Source organism: Streptomyces sp. NPDC093094, assembly GCF_044754345.1.
Classification (GTDB): Bacteria; Actinomycetota; Actinomycetes; order Streptomycetales; family Streptomycetaceae; genus Streptomyces.
This window is the reverse complement of sequence record NZ_JBIVOX010000002.1, coordinates 435384-453510: the sequence shown is the minus strand read 5'-3', so window position 1 is coordinate 453510 and position 18127 is coordinate 435384. Positions and strand designations below refer to the sequence as shown.

Sequence of the window (18127 nt, the reverse complement as noted above, 5' to 3'; positions counted from 1 at the left end):
CGCCGCCGAACGGCCGGCCCGGGATCCGGTCGCGGCGCCCCGTGTCGGCTTCGCGGTGCTGTCGAACGGCCGGCCCGGGATCCGGTCGCCACGCCCCGAGTCCGCCGCACGGCGGACGTCCACCGGCGTGCCCGTGGCCGCCCTGCTTGAGGACACCGGCGAGACACCGGCCCGTACGGGAACCTGCCGCCGCCTGCCGCGGCAGGGCACCATCCCGGCAGCGGCGGACGTCCACCGGCATGTCTGTGGCCGCCCTGCTTGAGAACACCGGCGAGACACCGGCGAGACACCGGCCCGTACGGGAACCTGCCGCCGCCTGCCGCGGCAGGGCACCATCCCGGCAGCGGCGGACGTCCACCGGCATGTCTGTGGCCGCCCTGCTTGAGAACACCGGCGAGGACACCGGCGAGACACCGGCCCGTACGGGAACCTGCCGCCGCCCCTGCGGAGGATCGTCCTGCCGCGGCCGGGCACCACCCCGGCAGCCCCGGGGTCCTCGTCCTCCCGCGGATCGCGGATCGCGGATCGCGGTGACGGCGCCCGCGACCGGGACGCGGCTGCCGTCGCCCGGGTCAGGCCGGTGTCCGCCGGGGTCCAGGGGCGCTGTACCCGCGGATCGCGTTCGTCCGGCCGGGGCCGGGGCGTCCCCGCCCGCGGGGGAGGGCTCCCGGCCCGCTCCGGCCACGCCGACGACCTCCGGGGACGCGCAGGGGCGCGTCCGTCCACCCGCCGTGCGCGAATCCGCCGTCGCCCGTCGCCCGTCGCCCGTCGCCCGTCGCCCGTCGCCCGTCGCCCGTCGTCCTCGTGCGAAGGAACCTCACACCCCCACCGGCGGCTGCCCCTGCGTCCACACCGCCTGCACCGCGAGCCGCCCGAACCGCCAGCCGTCCTCGGTGCGGCGCAGGTCGCCCTCCCAGCGGCCGCCGACCATGAAGACCGACTCGTCGGCGTGGACGTGGGTCATCAGGGCGTTCCAGGAGGCGGTGGCCCGGTCCCCGTCCACCTCGGTCAGGATCCCCGAGGCGATGTGCTGGGTGCGGACGTACCGCCCGAGCGCCACCTCGGAGTTCCGCACGGCCGCCTCCCCCGTGCTGACGCCGAGCGGTGTCTCCATCCGCGCGTCCGCGGTGACGTAGGCCCGCATCAGGCCGGGCGTGAACGGGCGGGTGTCCAGGACGCGGAACATGCGGTGGACCAGGGTCTCGATCTCTGTGTGCGTGCTCATGGGCGCCAGCCTTCGCCCTCAACCGGACTTGAGGTCAAGGGTGTTGGGCGTCGTGACCGGCGCGGGAATTCGCTTGCCCCGCCGCCCGGGCCGTGGTCCGGTGGCCGCATGACCTCATTGATCCGTCACGTGACCCTGGACTGCGCCGATCCCTACTCCCTCGCCGTGTGGTGGGCGGAGACCCTGGGCGGCACGCTCGGCGCGGACGATTCCCCCGGTGACCCCGAGGCGCTGGTGTCCACCCCGGCGGTCGACGTGCTCTTCGTCCGCGTGGACGACCCCCGGTCCGTGAAGAACCGGATCCACTTCGACCTCCAGCCCCAGGACCGCACCCGCGACGAGGAGGTCGACCGTCTGCTCGCCCTCGGCGCGGCCCTCCACGGCGACCACCGCCGCCCCGACGGCAGCGGCTGGGTCACCCTGACCGACCCCGAGGGCAACGAGTTCTGCGTGGAACGCAGCGCCGGAGAGCGGGCACGACAGGCATAGAACGGCCCGGCATGGAACGGCCCTGAGCGGGACGGCCCGGCGGGCTCAGCCCTTCGGCACCCCGGTCGAGTCGCGCACCATCAGCTCGCCCCGCACGGTCGCGATCCCGCCCGGCGGGGGCTCCTCGCGGCCCATGGCGATGCGCCCGGCCCGTGCCCCCGCCTCGGCGAGCGGCAGCCGTACGGTCGTCAGGGACGGCACCGCGTCCACGCTGAAGGGCAGATCGTCGAAGCCGGCGACCGAGACGTCCTCGGGGATCCGCAGCCCCGACTCCCGCAGCGCCGCGCACGCGCCCAGCGCGACGGAGTCGTTCGCGGCGACGACGGCCGTCAGGCCGGGGTCCCTGCGCAGCAGTTCGAGCGTGGCGTCGTAGCCGGACTGGCGGTCGTAGCGGCCGTGGACCGTCCAGGCGGGATCCTCCTCGATCCCGGCGGCCGACAGCGCGGCACGGTGGCCCTCCAGCCGGTGCCGGGTGGTGGTGCGCTCCTCGGGGCCGGCGATGTAGCCGAGCCGGCGGTGGCCGAGGTCGACGAGGTGCTCGGTCAGCCGCCGCGCGCCGCCGCGGTTGTCGAAGGCCAGCGCGACGGCCTGGGTGTCGTCGGCCGGCGGGCGCCCGCACAGCACGACCCGTGTCCCGGCGTCCGCGAGCTTGCGCAGCTTCGCCGCCACGGCCGCCGCGTGCGGCGCGTTCTCCACGGCCCCGCCGGTCAGCACCACGGCCGCGGCCCGCTGCCGCTGGAGCAGGGTCAGATAGGTCAGCTCCCGCTCGGGAGACCCTCCGGTGTTGCAGACGACGGCCAGCCGCTCGCCGCCCGCCCGGCCGCCGGGACCGCCGATCTCCGACTGGATCGCCCCGGCCATGATCCCGAAGAACGGGTCGGCGATGTCGTTGACGAGTATGCCGACCAGGTCGGAGGTGGCGGCGGCGAGCGCGCTCGCGGGGCCGTTGAGGACGTAGTCCAGCTCGTCCACCGCCCGGAGCACCCGCTCACGGGTGGAGGCGGCGACGGGATAGTTGCCGTTCAGCACGCGCGACACCGTCGCGGGCGAGACCTGGGCGCGGGCCGCCACGTCCGCCAGGGTCACCGTCATCTCGTAGTCCTCCGGTCGCGCATTCGTCGTACGTCGTCGTACACGTGCCTGCGGGGGCAGCGGTTGCACGCCGACCTTACGACCCACGCCCCCCGTCGTTCGCCCCCTCGAACAAGCCGAGGTGACCGCGGCCTTGTCCGGCCGCTGATCAGAGGCTAGCTTCTTTCCACATAGAAAGCGCTTGCTGCACGGGCTCGCCGGCGAGATCGACGGTCCGTACGCCGCCGACGAAGGGAACGACGTGACACGCAAGACGGTGCGTATCGCCATGAACGGCGTGACCGGGCGCATGGGTTACCGCCAGCACCTGGTCCGCTCCCTCCTCGCCCTCCGCGACCAGGGCGGGCTCGACCTCGGCGACGGCACCGTGCTGTGGCCCGAGCCCGTCCTGGTCGGCCGCCGCGAGCACGCGCTGAGGGCGCTTGCCGAGCGGCACGGTCTGGACCCGCGGAACATCTCCACCGACCTCGACGCGGTCCTCGCCGACGACACGGTCGGCATCTACTTCGACGCGCAGGTCACCTCCGCCCGCGAGGAGGCGATCAGGAAGGCGATCGCCGCGGGCAAGCACGTCTACACGGAGAAGCCCACCGCGACCGGCCTCGACGGCGCCCTCGCCCTGGCCCGGCTCGCCCGGGAGGCCGGGATCAAGCACGGCGTCGTCCAGGACAAGCTGTTCCTGCCGGGCCTGCGGAAGCTGAAGCGGCTGATCGACGGCGGCTTCTTCGGGCGGATCCTGTCGGTGCGCGGCGAGTTCGGCTACTGGGTCTTCGAGGGCGACTGGCAGGAGGCCCAGCGTCCGAGCTGGAACTACCGCTCCGAGGACGGCGGCGGCATCGTCGTGGACATGTTCCCGCACTGGGAGTACGTCCTGCACGAGCTGTTCGGCCGCGTCACCTCCGTGCAGGCGCTGACCGCCACGCACGTCCACCGGCGCTGGGACGAGCACGGCAAGCCCTACGACGCCACCGCCGACGACGCCGCGTACGGCATCTTCGAGCTGGAGGGCGGCGCCGTCGCCCAGATCAACTCCTCCTGGACGGTGCGTGTCCACCGCGACGAGCTGGTGGAGTTCCAGGTCGACGGCACCGAGGGCTCGGCCGTCGCGGGTCTGCGCACCTGCCGCGTCCAGCACCGGTCCGCCACCCCCAAGCCGGTCTGGAACCCCGACCTCCCCGCCACCGAGGTCTTCCGCGACCAGTGGCAGGAGATCCCCGACAACGGGGACTTCGACAACGGCTTCAAGACGCAGTGGGAGCTGTTCCTGCGCCACGTCCACGCCGACGCCCCCTACCACTGGGACCTGTCGGCCGGCGCCCGCGGCGTCCAGCTCGCCGAACTGGGCCTGCGCTCCTCGGCCGAGGGCCGCCGCCTGGAGGTCCCGGAGATCGTGCTGTGAGCATCCGGCTGCCCGACGGCGCGGGGGGCCTGCGCACCTACGAGCCCCGCACCGAGCCCCTGACCGTGCGCTCCGGCGCGCCCCTGACCTCCCGCACGGTCTTCTCGGCCGCGCACGTCGTCGCCGACCCCCGTGCCGACGTCTCTCCCGACGCGCCCGCCGTGATCGACTGGGACGCCACTCTCGCCTTCCGCCGCCATCTGTGGTCCCACGGGCTCGGCGTGGCCGAGGCGATGGACACCGCCCAGCGCGGCATGGGCCTGGACTGGGCGGGCGCCGCCGAGCTGATCCGCCGCAGCGCCGCCGAGGCGAGGGCGGTCGGCGGCCGCATCGCCTGCGGGGTGGGCACCGACCAGCTCGCCGCGGGGTCCCTCGCCCGGATCCGCGCGGCCTACGAGGAGCAGCTCGCGGTCGTCGAGGAGAGCGGGGCCCAGGCGATCCTGATGGCCTCCCGCGCCCTCGCCGCCGCCGCGTCCGGACCCGAGGACTATCTGGAGGTCTACGGCCACCTGCTGCGCCAGGCCGCCGAGCCGGTGATCCTGCACTGGCTGGGCCCGATGTTCGACCCGGCCCTGGAGGGCTACTGGGGCTCGGCCGACCTCGACACGGCGACCGGGACGTTCCTGGAGGTCGTCGCCGCCCACCCGGACAAGGTCGACGGCATCAAGGTGTCGCTGCTGGACGCCGGGCGCGAGGTCGCCCTGCGCCGCCGGCTGCCGCAGGGCGTGCGCTGCTACACCGGCGACGACTTCCACTACCCCGAGCTGATCGCGGGCGACGAGAAGGGGTTCAGTCACGCCCTGCTCGGCGTCTTCGACCCGCTGGGCCCGCTCGCGGCGGAGGCGGTCCGCGTCCTGGACACCGGCGACACGGCGGGCTTCCGCGGTCTGCTGGACCCCACGGTCGAGCTGTCCCGGCATCTCTTCCGGGCCCCGACCCGCTTCTACAAGACAGGGGTCGTGTTCCTCGCCTGGCTGGCCGGCCACCAGAGCCACTTCACCATGGTCGGCGGCCTCCAGTCGGCCCGCTCCCTGCCCCATCTGGCCCGCGCCTACGCGCTCGCCGACGGACTCGGACTGTTCCCCGACCCGAAACTCGCCGAGGAGCGGATGAAGGGCCTGTTGTACATGTACGGAGTCGAGCAGTGAGCGATCTCGCGCGGTTCAGCATCAACCAGATGACGGTCAAGCAGCTGTCGATGCCCGAACTCGTCGGCGCCTGCCTGGACCTGGGCATCGACAACGTCGGCCTGTGGCGCGAGCCCGTCCAGGAGTACGGCCTCGACGCGACGGCGAGACTCGTCAGGGAGGCCGGTCTGACCGTCACGACCCTGTGCCGGGGCGGCTTCCTCACGGCGATCGAGCCCGAGGTGCAGTCCCGCGCCCTGGACGACAACCGCCGCGCGGTGGACGAGGCGGCGGCCCTCGGCACGGACACGCTCGTCCTGGTCTGCGGCGGACTGCCCGCCGGGTCCACGGACCTGCGCGGCGCCCGGGAACGTATCGCCGGCGCCCTGGCCGAGTTGGGCCCGTACGCCGAACAGCGCGGCGTCCGCCTCGCCATCGAGCCGCTGCACCCCATGTACGCGGCCGACCGCTGTGTGGTCTCCACCCTCGCGCAGGCCCTCGACCTGGCGGAGAGGTTCCCCGCGGCGCAGGTGGGCGTCGCCGTGGACACGTACCACATCTGGTGGGACGACACCGCGCCCCGGCAGATCGCCCGCGCGGGCGCGTCCGGCCGTATCCACACCTTCCAGCTCGCCGACTGGACGACCCCGCTGCCGCGGGGCGTGCTGACCGGCCGGGGGCAGATCGGGGACGGCTCGATCGACATGCGGGAGTGGCTCGGCCACGTGGAGAAGGCCGGGTACACCGGGGCGATCGAGGTCGAGCTGTTCAACGACGGGCTCTGGGCGCGCGACGGCCGCGAGGTCCTGGCGGAGACGGCCGAGCGCTTCGTACGGCATGTGGCCGGCTGAACGGGCGGTGGTCGGTGTGACCGCGCAGGGCGGCCACCCCGCCGGAAGCGCGAGCGGTGTGGCCGCCCCCGTGGACCGGGCGCGTTCACGGGAGGAACGGAGGGTTCAGCCGTGTTCGTGCCGCCGGACGACGACGGAACCACCGACCACCCTCCGGGATCACCACTTGATGGCGTTCACCGTGCTGTTGTAGGCGTCGGCGGACCGGACGGTGAACTCGACGTTGGCGGCGCGGTCGACGAACGTCTGGCCCGGCTGCCAGGCCGCCATGTCCAGGGTGCCGCACCCGGACGGCGGGGCCGCGGCGTTCGGGTTGGGCACCACCCGGATCGGTCCCTGGCCGCTGGCCACGGAGGTGTCGACCTTGTAGATGAGCACGCCGGACGAGCAGAGGTCGGAGTCGTTGTAGACCTTTCTGCGGGCCTCGGCGACGTAGGCGGTGGTCGGGCCGGTCTGGACCACGAGCAGCTTGGTTCCGCCGGTGTACTCCACCCCGTTCAGGGTGGCGGTGTTCTGGGTTCTGGGCTGCCACACGCACACGACCTGTTCGTCGGTGGTCCAGCCGAACTTCCAGGAGGTCCAGCCGAAGTACTGCGGGGCCCGGCCGCCCAGGTAGCCCATGAGGTCCCAGCCGCTGGTGTACTGGTGGGAATCGCCGCTGAAGGCGTACAGATCCGGTGCTCCGAAGGCGTGCGCGGTCTCGTGGGCGGCCACCTTGTGCCCCCAGTGCCACATGTCCGTGCCGAACGTCACCGCCCAGCGGATCCTGGTGCCGTTGACGACGGGGAGAGCCGAGGGTGTCCCGAACCAGGCGGTGGAGCGGGACACCTGGGAATGCGCGGTCGAGACGATATAGAACATGTCGTACCCGGACAGGTCGGCGCCGCCGCCCGCCGCGGCCTTCAGCGCGTCTGTCACATACCGCGAGTGCTGCTGGTAGGTGGGCGAGGGGAAGCCGTAGGTGCCGGAGGCGGACGGCATCCGCACCCACCGGTTCAACGTCGTACGCATGTTCAGCCAGGTCTTGCCGTACGAGGCGTCCCACACCCAGTTGGCTGCCGGGGACAGGAGGTTGTAGTAGTCCGCGACATCACCGGCACCGGCCATGTCGGGGAAGTCCACGTACACGACACCGATCTTCTTGGTGCCGAGGGGATTCAGGAACTGGGTGTAGTCGGTGTTCTGGCCCTCGTCGACGGCGTTTCCCCGTCCCCGCAGCGCGCAGGGCGAGGTGCTCCCGTTGACGGCCTGGGCGCGCTCGGCGGGAACGACGGCGAGGACGGCCAGCATCACGAACGCCAGGAGAGGGGGCAGGGCAAGCGGCCGCCGCGTGCGGCGGATCGAGAAGCGCATGGTGCACCTGTTCTGGAATGGGGGAATCGGAGCCGGGGCACCGTCGCGACCGGCGGCAGTCCGCACCACGGTCGCCTCCGGCGATGCGCCAAGATTCCGGCCCACGTTGCCATCGGCACGGGCAGCATGATCGTGTCGGAGGAATATTCACCCGAAGGTGCCCGCGGTGGTGTTCGCGGCGGGGCCGGTGCGGTCCCGGGCGCCGGGTTCAGCGGACCCGGTCGCCCCCGTCGGTCTCCGAACTGCCGCGGGCGGCCGCGTCCAGGACCGTGCCGAGGTCACGGACGAAGGCCGCCCGCTCCAGGAAGGTGAACCGGCGCACGATCGCCGAGGTCAGCACGATCCGGGTGCCGTCGGCCCGGGTGAGGGACACAGTGCACTCCCGGCGTGCCGCCAGCCAGGCGACCAGGCTCCCGGCGAACGCCTCGGTGACCGCGCCCGGTTCGAGCACCGCGAGCAGCACCTGCGGACGTGTCTCGCCCGCGCCGGGCGGCAGGACGAGCGAGCTGTCGGCGCGGACCCGGCCGCGCAGGGCCGGCTCGGTCGCCAGCCGGCGCCACAGCTCATGGACGCCGGTCCCGCTCGCGCGGCTCTCCACGGTGATCCCCACACGCATGCTCATCACCCCGTACGGTGGCGCGCGCCGCCCCCGGAGAGATCCACGGGCGCCGCACACCGGCTTCCCCCCTGCTTCCCCCGGCGTACGGGGAAGAAGTGGTGCGGAAAAAAAGCATGGCCGCGCGGGGCGGCGTAGTTCATTGGCCGTGACTGCACGGATCTTGTCGATTTCTGCACGTTCCTGTGCTGTCACGGGTGGTGACGGTAGTCCCTGGGGGACACGCCGTACGCCCGCCGGAACTGCCGGCTGAACGCCGCCGGGTCCCGGAACCCCCAGCGTGCGGCGAGGGCGGCTATGGGCCGGGACCGCAGCCCCGGATCGGCGAGGTCGCGGCGGCAGTGCTCCAGCCGGCGATGGCGGATCCAGGCGGCCGGGGTGGCGCCTCCCTCCGCGAACAGCTGGTGCAGATGGCGTACGGAGACGCCGTGCGCGGCGGCGACGCTGGCCGGCGACAGCGACGGGTCCCCGAGGTTGCGGTCGATGAAGTCCAGGGCCCGGGTGTGCAGCGCCCGGCGCCGTGACTCCGGGCTCATCGCGTCCTCGGCCTCCAGGGCGTGGCCGAGCACGGAGGTCAGCAGGGCGGTGGTCACCCCGCCCAGGGTCGCGGCGTCGGCCTCCTCGAACTCCCCGGCCCGCGCCGTGAGATCGGCGAGCCAGCGGTGCAGTGCCCCGCCGATGCCCCGGCCGACCGGGATCGGCACCGCCAGGACCTTGCGTAAGGTCCTCGGCGGCAGGGACAGCAGCGACCGGGGGAGGGTGACGACCACGCAGGTGGAGTGGGTGCCGGTGCCGGACGGGACGAACCGGGCCTCGTAGGGCAGGCTGCTGTCGACGACGACCAGGTCGCCCGGACCGAAGGCGCTCTGCCGTCCGTTGTGCGCGATCCGGCCCGTGCCGGTGTACGGGCAGACGATCTGGTAGACCTCCGGGTCGGACCGCCGGATGGCACGCGGTGTGCGCACCGACTCCAGGTCGGGGAAGGCCAGCCGGGCGACCTGCACCTCGCCCAGCGTCAGCACCCGCATCACGGCCCGGAAGTCGTCGTCGCGCTCGCTGCGCAGCAGGTTCGGCGTGTGGGTGCGCGACACGATGTCGTGCCACAGCTCCCAGCGCTCGGCAGCCGGCACGACATCGGTCCGGTACTCGTTCACCAGCATGGACACGCCCCCAACGCGTACCGCACGGCTACCGCTTGAGCATGCAACATCCTAGGGAGTAGCCCCCCGGAAAGAGGCCCGGAAAATTTTCCTCACCCCTGTGCAACCCTCCGCCGCACTCGTGTGTCATACACGGCGTCAGAACCCTTGGGGGGATCCGGGGGGATCCGGAATCGACGGGGTTCTGGCAGGGGAGGGAACCCTGAGGGGCGTGCGCCGGGCTCTGGTCCGGCACACGCCCCTCATGCGTGCCCGGGCGTGCTCGCCACAGGCGTCACCCACGTCTCGCTCCGTGACTCCAAGACCCCCGTCACCGGCACCCTCACCTTCCCCCGCTCCGTCTTCGCCCGGTTTCTCCAGGAGCTCAAGGCGTAGGGCGCTGTCAGCGGTCACGGGTAACGTCGGGGCATGTCCAACGACACGGCGAATCCGGCGGGCGAGCGGCGGCTCGCCGTCCTCGAAGGCGTCCTGGAGAGGATCACGTACGCCAACGAGGACAACGGCTACACGGTCGCCCGCGTGGACACCGGCAGAGGTGCCGGTGATCTGCTGACGGTCGTCGGGGCGCTGCTCGGCGCGCAGGTGGGGGAGTCCCTGCGGATGGAGGGCCGCTGGGGCAGCCACCCGCAGTACGGCAAGCAGTTCACGGTGGAGAACTACACCACCATGCTGCCCGCCACGGTGCAGGGCATCCGCCGCTACCTCGGCTCCGGCCTGGTCAAGGGCATCGGGCCGGTGTTCGCCGACCGGATCACGCAGCACTTCGGCGTGGACACGCTGAGGATCATCGAGGAGGAGCCCAAGAGGCTGATCGAGGTCCCGGGGCTCGGGCCGAAGCGGACGAAGAAGATCGCGGACGCCTGGGAGGAGCAGAAGGCGATCAAGGAGGTCATGCTCTTCCTCCAGACGGTCGAGGTCTCCACCTCCATCGCCGTCCGGATCTACAAGAAGTACGGCGACGCCTCGATCTCCGTCGTGAAGAACCACCCCTATCGCCTCGCCGCGGACGTCTGGGGCATCGGCTTCCTCACCGCCGACAAGATCGCCCAGTCGGTCGGCATCCCGCACGACAGCCCGGAGCGGGTGAAGGCCGGCCTCCAGTACGCGCTGTCGCAGTCCGCCGACCAGGGCAACTGCTACCTCCCCGAGGAGCGGCTGATCGCGGACGCGGTCAAGCTGCTCCAGGTCGACACGGGCCTGGTCATCGAGTGCCTCGCGGAGCTGGCCGAGCCGGACGAGGAGGGCGGCGACCCCGGTGTCGTGCGGGAGAAGGTCCCCGGGTCCGACCCCGGGGCCGGACCCGTCGCCGCGATCTACCTCGTCCCCTTCCATCGCGCCGAACTGTCCCTCTCCGCCCAGCTGCTGCGGCTCCTGCGCACGGACGAGGACCGCATGCCCGGCTTCCGGTCGGTGGACTGGCCGAAGGCGCTCGGCTGGCTGAGGACCCGCACGGGGGCCGAGCTGGCGCCCGAGCAGGAGGCCGCCGTCAAGCTGGCGTTGACGGAGAAGGTGGCCGTGCTCACCGGCGGGCCGGGCTGCGGCAAGTCGTTCACCGTGCGGTCGGTCGTGGAGCTGGCGCGCGCCAGGAAGGCGAAGGTGCTGCTCGCGGCCCCCACGGGCCGGGCCGCCAAGCGGCTGGCCGAACTGACCGGCGCCGAGGCGTCCACGGTCCACCGGCTGCTCGAACTCAAGCCGGGCGGCGACGCGGCGTACGACAGGGACCGGCCGCTGGACGCCGACCTCGTCGTGGTGGACGAGGCGTCGATGCTCGACCTGCTGCTGGCCAACAAGCTCGTCAAGGCCGTGCCGCCCGGCGCCCATCTGCTGTTCGTCGGCGACGTGGACCAGCTGCCCAGCGTCGGCGCGGGGGAGGTCCTCAGGGACCTCCTGGCCGACGGCGGCCCGGTCCCCGCGGTGCGGCTCACGCGCGTGTTCCGGCAGGCGCAGCAGTCGGGCGTCGTGACCAACGCCCACCGGATCAACGCCGGACAGCATCCGCTGACCGACGGCATGAAGGACTTCTTCCTGTTCGTCGAGGACGACACCGAGGAGGCCGGCCGGCTCACCGTGGACGTGGCGGCACGGCGGATCCCGGCCAGGTTCGGGCTGGACCCGCGCCGGGACGTGCAGGTGCTGGCGCCGATGCACCGGGGCCCCGCGGGCGCGGGCACGCTCAACGGGCTGCTCCAGCAGGCCATCACCCCGGGGCGGCCGGACCTGGCCGAGAAGCGGTTCGGCGGGCGTGTCTTCCGGGTGGGGGACAAGGTCACCCAGGTCCGCAACAATTACGAGAAGGGAAGCAACGGTGTCTTCAACGGCACCGTGGGCGTGGTCACCTCGCTCGATCCGGTCGACCAGCGGCTCATGGTGCTGACGGACGAGGACGAGGAGGTCCCCTACGAGTTCGACGAACTGGACGAGCTGGCCCACGCGTACGCCGTGACCATCCACCGCTCGCAGGGCAGTGAGTATCCCGCCGTGGTGATCCCGGTCACCACGGGCGCGTGGATGATGCTCCAGCGGAACCTGCTGTACACGGCGGTGACCCGGGCCAAACAGCTGGTCGTCCTCGTCGGTTCGCGCAGGGCGATAGGCCAGGCGGTGCGCACGGTGTCGGCGGGACGGCGTTGCACGGCACTGGACTTCCGGCTCGCGGGCGGCTGAGCGGGGCGACCGCTCACGGGCCCTTCCGGCGCCCGGTGAGAACCGCCCGGACCACCGCAGAACCACGCTCTGTCCGCCATGCGACGAAAAATGATCGATCAAACGAGTCGGGTAGGTCACAGAGCACTTCCCGTGGCCCGGCGGACGGGGCAGGATGGGCAAGTTGGCGGCACTGAGTGCCGCCGATAAGCCCAATGGTCGACCCCGAGTGCACTCTCCTGCGCCAAATGGGGGATGGTAGAGACAGTCAGGGCACCTCGAAGATGAGGCACAAGTCGGTGAGGGAAGACGTGAGCGACAACTCTGTAGTACTGCGGTACAACGGCGACGAGTACACCTACCCGGTGATCGACAGCACTGTCGGGGACAAGGGCTTCGACATCGGGAAGCTGCGTGCCCAGACCGGACTCGTGACGCTGGACAGCGGGTACGGCAACACTGCTGCGTACAAATCCGGCGTCACCTACCTGGACGGTGAAGCGGGGATTCTGCGGTACCGCGGCTACCCGATCGAGCAGCTCGCGGAGCGCTCCACCTTCCTGGAGGTGGCCTACCTGCTGATCAACGGCGAGCTGCCGACGGTCGACCAGCTCACCGCGTTCAAGAACGAGATCACGCAGCACACCCTGCTGCACGAGGACGTCAAGAACTTCTACCGCGGCTTCCCGCGGGACGCGCACCCGATGGCGATGCTGTCCTCGGTGGTCTCGGCGCTGTCCACGTTCTACCAGGACAGCCACAACCCCTTCGACGAGAAGCAGCGCGACCTCTCCACGGTCCGCCTCCTCGCCAAGCTTCCGACGATCGCGGCGTACGCCTACAAGAAGTCGGTGGGCCACCCGTTCGTCTACCCGCGCAACGACCTCGGCTACGTCGAGAACTTCCTGCGCATGACCTTCTCGGTCCCGGCCCAGGACTACGAGCTCGACCCCGTGGTCGTCTCGGCCCTGGACAAGCTGCTGATCCTGCACGCGGACCACGAGCAGAACTGTTCGACGTCGACGGTCCGTCTGGTCGGCTCGTCGCAGGCGAACATGTTCGCGTCGATCTCGGCCGGCATCTCCGCCCTCTGGGGCCCGCTGCACGGCGGCGCCAACCAGTCCGTCCTGGAGATGCTGGAGGGCATCCAGGCGAACGGCGGCGACGTCGACACCTTCATCCGCAAGGTGAAGAACAAGGAGGACGGCGTCCGCCTGATGGGCTTCGGCCACCGGGTCTACAAGAACTTCGACCCGCGCGCCAAGATCATCAAGGCCGCCGCGCACGACGTCCTGTCGGCCCTCGGCAAGTCCGACGAGCTGCTGGACATCGCGCTGAAGCTGGAGGAGCACGCGCTCGCCGACGACTACTTCGTCCAGCGCAACCTCTACCCGAACGTCGACTTCTACACCGGTCTGATCTACCGGGCCATGGGCTTCCCGACCGAGATGTTCACGGTCCTGTTCGCCCTCGGCCGCCTTCCGGGCTGGATCGCCCAGTGGCACGAGATGATCAAGGAGCCGGGCTCCCGCATCGGCCGCCCGCGCCAGATCTACACGGGCATCGTCGAGCGCGACTTCGTCCCGGTCGAGGAGCGCTGACCTCTGCCGGTGAGGGGCGCCGTCTCCGGCGCCCCGTCGCTTCCGCCGAGCCGCAGCACACCGGACCCCGCCCCGTTCCCCGGGCGCGGGGTCTCGTCGTGTCCGGGGTCGAGGAGGCCGTGCCCGGGGTTGAGAGGCGGGAAAGCAGAAGGCGCCCCGGCGCCGGTCCCCCCACGGGCCGACGACCAGGGCGCCTTCCCATGTCCCGGTGCGGATTCCCCCCACGGGATCCGGCCGGGCGCTCAGAGGAGACAGCGCCTGAATTCGCTGTCGAGCGGTACGAGCAGAACTGCCCGCCCCGCCCTGCGGGGCTGCGGTCTGCCGGGACATGCACGCTGGGAGGGCCGCTCAAAGCTTCCCGGTGTGCGTGCCCCGGCAACGCAAACTCTGAGGAAGTCCCCCAAGACGACCTCAGACCGTCGGGTCGGCGCCCCCCAAGACGCCTACCGACATCGCCAACTTAGACCTTCGAACCCCTTCGATGGTTACGTTCACATCACTGTGATCTGCGTCTCTTGCAAATGTCCCAAGAGGCATGTTTTAGGAACGCCGCCTCCCCCGTAAGGGAGATGCGCGAGACTTGTGAAGAGCTTATGTGAGGGGCGCCCCGGACTCCAGAGGGACCCCCGCTTTCGATGCTGCACGGAACGTCCGCAGCCGAAGACTGTTGGTGACGACGAATACGGACGAGAAGGCCATCGCGGCACCCGCGATCATCGGATTCAGCAGTCCGGCGGCGGCCAGCGGCAGCGCGGCCACGTTGTAGCCGAAGGCCCAGACGAGGTTCCCCTTGATCGTGGCGAGGGTGCGCCGGGCGAGCCGGATCGCGTCCGCGGCCACCCGGAGGTCCCCGCGCACCAGCGTCAGGTCACCGGCCTCGATCGCCGCGTCGGTCCCGGTGCCCATCGCCAGACCCAGGTCGGCCGCGGCCAGCGCGGCGGCGTCGTTCACGCCGTCGCCGACCATGGCGACCACGTGCCCCTCGGCCTGGAGCCGCCGCACGGCGTCCACCTTGTCCTCGGGGAGCACCTCGGCGACCACCCGGTCGATGCCGACCTCACGGGCGACGGCCTCGGCGACCGCCCGGTTGTCCCCGGTGAGCAGCACCGGCGTCAGTCCGAGGGCCCGCAGCCCGCGCACCGCCTCGGCGCTGGTGTCCTTCACCGCGTCGGCGACGGAGAGGACGCCGCGGGCCGTTCCGTCCCAGCCGGCCGGCACCGCCGTACGCCCGGCGCTGCGGGCCTCCCGCAGTGCGCGGGCCACGTCGTCCGGCACGGCGTCGAAGAGCCGCCCCACCGTCACCTCGCGGCCCTCCACGCGTCCGCGCACACCCCGTCCGGGGACGTTCTCGAACCGCTCGACCGCGGGCAGCGGCCCCACGCGTTCCTCCGCCGCCGACGCGATCGCCCGGGCGACGGGGTGCTCGGAGGCGTGCTCCAGGGCGCCCGCGAGCCGCAGCAGCTCCTTCTCGTCGGTGCCGTCGGCGGCGTACACCTCGTGCAGGGTCATCCGGCCGGTGGTGACCGTCCCGGTCTTGTCGAGCACGACCGTGTCGACCCGGCGCGTGGACTCCAGCACCTCGGGGCCCTTGATGAGGATGCCGAGCTGCGCGCCCCGGCCGGTGCCCACCAGCAGGGCGGTCGGTGTGGCGAGCCCCAGCGCGCACGGGCAGGCGATGATCAGCACCGCGACGGCGGCGGTGAAGGCGGCGACGGTGTCGCCCGTGGCGCCGAGCCATCCCCCGAAGGTGGCGGCGGCGATCAGCAGGACGACGGGCACGAACACGGCCGCGACCCGGTCGGCCAGCCGCTGCACCTGCGCCTTGCCGCTCTGCGCCTCCTCCACCAGCCGCGCCATCTGCGCGAGCCGGGTGCCGGAGCCCACGCGCGTGGCCCGTACGACGAGCCGGCCGCCGCTGTTGACGGTCGCCCCGGTCACGGTGTCCCCGGGGCCCACGTCCACCGGCACGGACTCCCCGGTGAGCATCGAGGCGTCGACGGCGCCGGTGCCCTCGGTGACGACGCCGTCGGTGGCGATCTTCTCCCCGGGCCGCACGACGAACAGGTCGCCGACGCCCAGCCCGGCGACGGGCACCCGCACCTCGCGGCCCTCGCGCAGCACGGCCACGTCCTTGGCGCCCAGCTCCAGCAGGGCCCGCAGGGCGGCTCCGGCACGCCGCTTGGCGCGGGCCTCCAGGAAGCGGCCCAGCAGGAGGAAGGCGGTGACTCCGGCGGCGACCTCCAGATAGAGGGTGGAGGAGGCGTCGGCGCGGGAGACGGTGAGCGCGAAGCCGTGCCGCATGCCGGGCATGCCCGCGTCGCCCAGGAAGAGCGCCCACAGGGACCAGCCGAACGCGGCGAGGGTGCCCAGCGACACCAGGGTGTCCATGGTGGAGGAGCCGTGCCGGACGTTGGTCCAGGCCGCCCGGTGGAAGGGCAGTCCGCCCCAGACGACGACGGGCGCGGCGAGGGTGAGGGACAGCCACTGCCAGTTGTCGAACTGGAGGGCGGGCACCATCGCGAGCAGCACCACGGGCGCGGCGAGCAGCGCGCAGACGGTCAGCCGCCGGCGCAGGGCGGCGAGTTCGGGATCCTGCCCGGGCCCGCCCCCGCCCCCGCCCTCGTCCTCGGTCCGCGGCTCCGGGGGCGCGGGCTCCTCGGCGGTGTAGCCGGTCCGCACCACGGTCGCGATCAGGTCGGCGACCTCGGTGCCGGGCGGGCAGCTGATCCGGGCCTTCTCGGTGGCGTAGTTGACCGTGGCGGTCACGCCCTCCATGCGGTTGAGCTTCTTCTCGACGCGGGCCGCGCAGGCGGCGCAGGTCATCCCGCCGATCAGCAGTTCGACCGTGGCCTCGGCCGGGGGTGCCTGGGGGGTGCTGGTCATCGCCGTACTCCAGAAAAACGGTCCGGGCCGTACCGGGCCAGTATCGGCGGCCGGTACGGCCCGTGGGGCACAGGGGTGGGGATCAGACGCGGCCGACCAGTTCGTAGCCGGCCTCGTCGACGGCGGCGCGCACGGCCTCCTCGTCGAGCGGGGCGGCGGAGACGACGGTGACCTCGCCGGCGGCGGCGACGGCCTTCACCGAGGTGACGCCGGCGAGCTGGGAGAGCTCGCCGGAGACGGCGCCCTCGCAGTGGCCGCAGCTCATACCGCTGACCTTGTAGACGGCGGTGACGGTGTCGGTCTGGGCGGTCATGTCGTTACTCCTCGTCGAGGCGTATGGGGCTGTCGGGGCCCCGGGGGGACCCGCACTCCTCACACTATACCCCTAGGGGGTATTCCGCCAAGGCGGTGCCCGGCGCGTCGGCGGGTGCGGGGGCCGGCGTTCCCGTGGAGGAGGCGGAGAGGCGTCCTGGGGCCGGACCTGCTGGTCACCGGGAGGATCGGCCCGGACGCCGCACCGAGGCGCTCGCGCGGCTCGGCACGGCGGCGGGGACGGGCGTGACGGTCATCGAGCCGTGGCGCTGAGCGCGGCCCACTCCCGGTCCAGCATGGCCATGATCACCTCGTCGGTCCACGCGCCGTCCCGCAGGGCGACCTCGCGGCGGACTCCCTCGACGGTGAAGCCGACCTTCTCGTAGACGTGCAGGGCCCGGAGGTTGTGCCCGTAGGCCACCAGCTCGATGCGGTGCAGGCCCAGCCGCTCGAAACCGTGGCCGACGATCAGCCGCATCGCCTCCGTGCCGAGCCCCCGGCCGCGGCCGCGCGGTCCGATCAGGGTGCGGAAGGTGCAGCTGCGGGTGCGCGGGTCCCACTCGTTGAGGACCACCTCGCCGACGACCTCGCCGCTCGTACGGTCGGTGACGGCCAGATCCAGCCGGTCGTCCTGCTCGGCGCGGGTGGCGTACCAGGAGCGGGTCCGCTCCAGGTCCAGGTCGGTACCGGGCTCGTAGGTGAAGCGGACGACCTCGGGATCGCCGATGATCTCCCACATCGTGTCCGCGTCGGCCGCGGTGAACGGCCGCAGGATCGTCCGGGTGCCGGTCAGCACCGGCTTGGTCGAGAAGTCCATGCACGGCACTGTGCCCCACCCGCCGGGTGGGGCACAGCCCGTTTTCCGCGAGGTCAGTCGGCCCGGCGCCCCCGGTTGCCCGGCCGGGAGGCGACCCAGGCGCGCACCGTGTCGGCGTACCAGTAGGGCTTGCCCGCCTCCACGTGGTCGGGCGGCGGCAGCAGCCCGTGCTTGCGGTAGGAGCGCACGGTGTCGGGCTGGACCCGGATGTGCGCCGCGATCTCCTTGTAGGACCACAGCCGTCGGTCGGTCATGACTCGCACCTCCCTGCGCCGCGCCGCGGCGCGGCCGGGGGGTGGCCGCAGGGGGAGCCGGGCGCTTGCTGGCGATCACCCAGCCTGTGCCCCGTGAGCGACACAGAGTTACCGAGGGGAGGCGGCTGTGTGCCTTGTGTGACGAAGGGTCCACGTATACGTGACATGTGTGACAAGAGGGTGGCGTTCGTGACAGAAGTGATGCATGGGAGAACATGCGCGGACGCGCCCCCGCCCGGCTCCGTGACGCGCCCCCGGCTCCGCGACGCGCCCCCCGGCTCCGTGACGCGCCCCGGGTCGGACCC

The 18127-nt window shown here is 72.2% G+C and carries 16 protein-coding genes; 7 read left to right on the top strand and 9 right to left on the bottom strand.

The window, feature by feature from the left end; translation table 11 throughout:
* Positions 1 to 817: 817 nt before the first annotated feature.
* On the bottom strand, positions 818 to 1225 hold the full coding sequence (locus ACIQGV_RS04835) for a nuclear transport factor 2 family protein (protein ID WP_402490494.1): 408 nt from the start codon (positions 1223 to 1225) through the stop codon (positions 818 to 820).
* Positions 1226 to 1333: 108 nt separating this feature from the next.
* Here ACIQGV_RS04835 and ACIQGV_RS04830 point away from each other — a divergent pair, with 108 nt between their 5' ends.
* The gene (locus ACIQGV_RS04830; RefSeq protein WP_402490491.1) at positions 1334 to 1714 is read left to right on the top strand and encodes a VOC family protein; all 381 of its coding nucleotides are present in this window, start codon (positions 1334 to 1336) and stop codon (positions 1712 to 1714) included.
* A 45-nt stretch (positions 1715 to 1759) separates the two neighbouring features.
* Here the strand turns inward: ACIQGV_RS04830 and ACIQGV_RS04825 are convergent, their stop codons facing one another.
* Entirely contained in the window at positions 1760 to 2806 is a 1047-nt protein-coding gene (locus ACIQGV_RS04825) for a LacI family DNA-binding transcriptional regulator (RefSeq protein WP_402490489.1), read from the bottom strand.
* Positions 2807 to 3047: 241 nt separating this feature from the next.
* Here ACIQGV_RS04825 and ACIQGV_RS04820 point away from each other — a divergent pair, with 241 nt between their 5' ends.
* Genes ACIQGV_RS04820 through ACIQGV_RS04810 form a run of 3 tightly spaced genes read left to right on the top strand, consistent with a single transcriptional unit; the run spans position 3048 to position 6183 of the window.
* Entirely contained in the window at positions 3048 to 4205 is a 1158-nt protein-coding gene (locus ACIQGV_RS04820; protein ID WP_402491042.1) for a Gfo/Idh/MocA family protein, read from the top strand.
* The gene (locus tag ACIQGV_RS04815) at positions 4202 to 5353 is read left to right on the top strand and encodes a dihydrodipicolinate synthase family protein (RefSeq protein ID WP_402490486.1); all 1152 of its coding nucleotides are present in this window, start codon (positions 4202 to 4204) and stop codon (positions 5351 to 5353) included. The genes ACIQGV_RS04820 and ACIQGV_RS04815 overlap by 4 nt, the downstream gene beginning before the upstream one ends.
* Positions 5350 to 6183, top strand: coding sequence for a sugar phosphate isomerase/epimerase family protein (locus tag ACIQGV_RS04810; protein ID WP_402490484.1), 834 nt, complete (start codon positions 5350 to 5352; stop codon positions 6181 to 6183). Before ACIQGV_RS04815 ends, ACIQGV_RS04810 begins: the two co-directional genes overlap by 4 nt.
* 159 nt (positions 6184 to 6342) lie before the next feature.
* On the opposite strand, the gene ACIQGV_RS04805 is transcribed toward ACIQGV_RS04810, so the two are convergent.
* From ACIQGV_RS04805 to ACIQGV_RS04795, 3 genes are all read right to left on the bottom strand, one after another.
* Entirely contained in the window at positions 6343 to 7536 is a 1194-nt protein-coding gene (locus tag ACIQGV_RS04805) for a peptidase M6 (protein WP_402490481.1), read from the bottom strand.
* A gap of 208 nt (positions 7537 to 7744) precedes the next feature.
* Positions 7745 to 8158: a hypothetical protein gene (locus tag ACIQGV_RS04800; protein ID WP_402490478.1), complete on the bottom strand. Its 414-nt coding sequence runs from the start codon at positions 8156 to 8158 to the stop codon at positions 7745 to 7747.
* Between the two features lie 185 nt (positions 8159 to 8343).
* Complete coding sequence (locus ACIQGV_RS04795; RefSeq protein ID WP_402491039.1) at positions 8344 to 9312, bottom strand: helix-turn-helix domain-containing protein; 969 nt, start codon at positions 9310 to 9312, stop codon at positions 8344 to 8346.
* A 258-nt stretch (positions 9313 to 9570) separates the two neighbouring features.
* Between ACIQGV_RS04795 and ACIQGV_RS04790 the strand changes: the two genes are divergently transcribed.
* From ACIQGV_RS04790 to ACIQGV_RS04780, 3 genes are all read left to right on the top strand, one after another.
* On the top strand, positions 9571 to 9687 hold the full coding sequence (locus ACIQGV_RS04790; protein WP_402490475.1) for a DUF397 domain-containing protein: 117 nt from the start codon (positions 9571 to 9573) through the stop codon (positions 9685 to 9687).
* A 33-nt stretch (positions 9688 to 9720) separates the two neighbouring features.
* Positions 9721 to 11976: an ATP-dependent RecD-like DNA helicase gene (locus tag ACIQGV_RS04785; RefSeq protein ID WP_402490472.1), complete on the top strand. Its 2256-nt coding sequence runs from the start codon at positions 9721 to 9723 to the stop codon at positions 11974 to 11976.
* Between the two features lie 290 nt (positions 11977 to 12266).
* Entirely contained in the window at positions 12267 to 13556 is a 1290-nt protein-coding gene (locus tag ACIQGV_RS04780; protein WP_402490469.1) for a citrate synthase, read from the top strand.
* A 591-nt stretch (positions 13557 to 14147) separates the two neighbouring features.
* On the opposite strand, the gene ACIQGV_RS04775 is transcribed toward ACIQGV_RS04780, so the two are convergent.
* The 4 genes from ACIQGV_RS04775 to ACIQGV_RS04760 all read right to left on the bottom strand — a co-directional run bounded on the left by ACIQGV_RS04775 (position 14148) and on the right by ACIQGV_RS04760 (position 17822).
* A complete protein-coding gene (locus ACIQGV_RS04775; protein ID WP_402490466.1) occupies positions 14148 to 16439 on the bottom strand; it encodes a heavy metal translocating P-type ATPase in 2292 nt (763 codons plus the stop codon).
* A gap of 82 nt (positions 16440 to 16521) precedes the next feature.
* Positions 16522 to 16752, bottom strand: a complete 231-nt coding sequence (locus tag ACIQGV_RS04770; protein ID WP_402490464.1) for a heavy-metal-associated domain-containing protein — start codon at positions 16750 to 16752, stop codon at positions 16522 to 16524.
* A 252-nt stretch (positions 16753 to 17004) separates the two neighbouring features.
* Entirely contained in the window at positions 17005 to 17568 is a 564-nt protein-coding gene (locus tag ACIQGV_RS04765; protein WP_402490461.1) for a GNAT family N-acetyltransferase, read from the bottom strand.
* Between the two features lie 53 nt (positions 17569 to 17621).
* Positions 17622 to 17822 (bottom strand): helix-turn-helix transcriptional regulator, encoded by a 201-nt coding sequence (locus ACIQGV_RS04760; RefSeq protein ID WP_402490458.1) that lies wholly within the window; start codon positions 17820 to 17822, stop codon positions 17622 to 17624.
* Between the last annotated feature and the right edge of the window lie 305 nt (positions 17823 to 18127).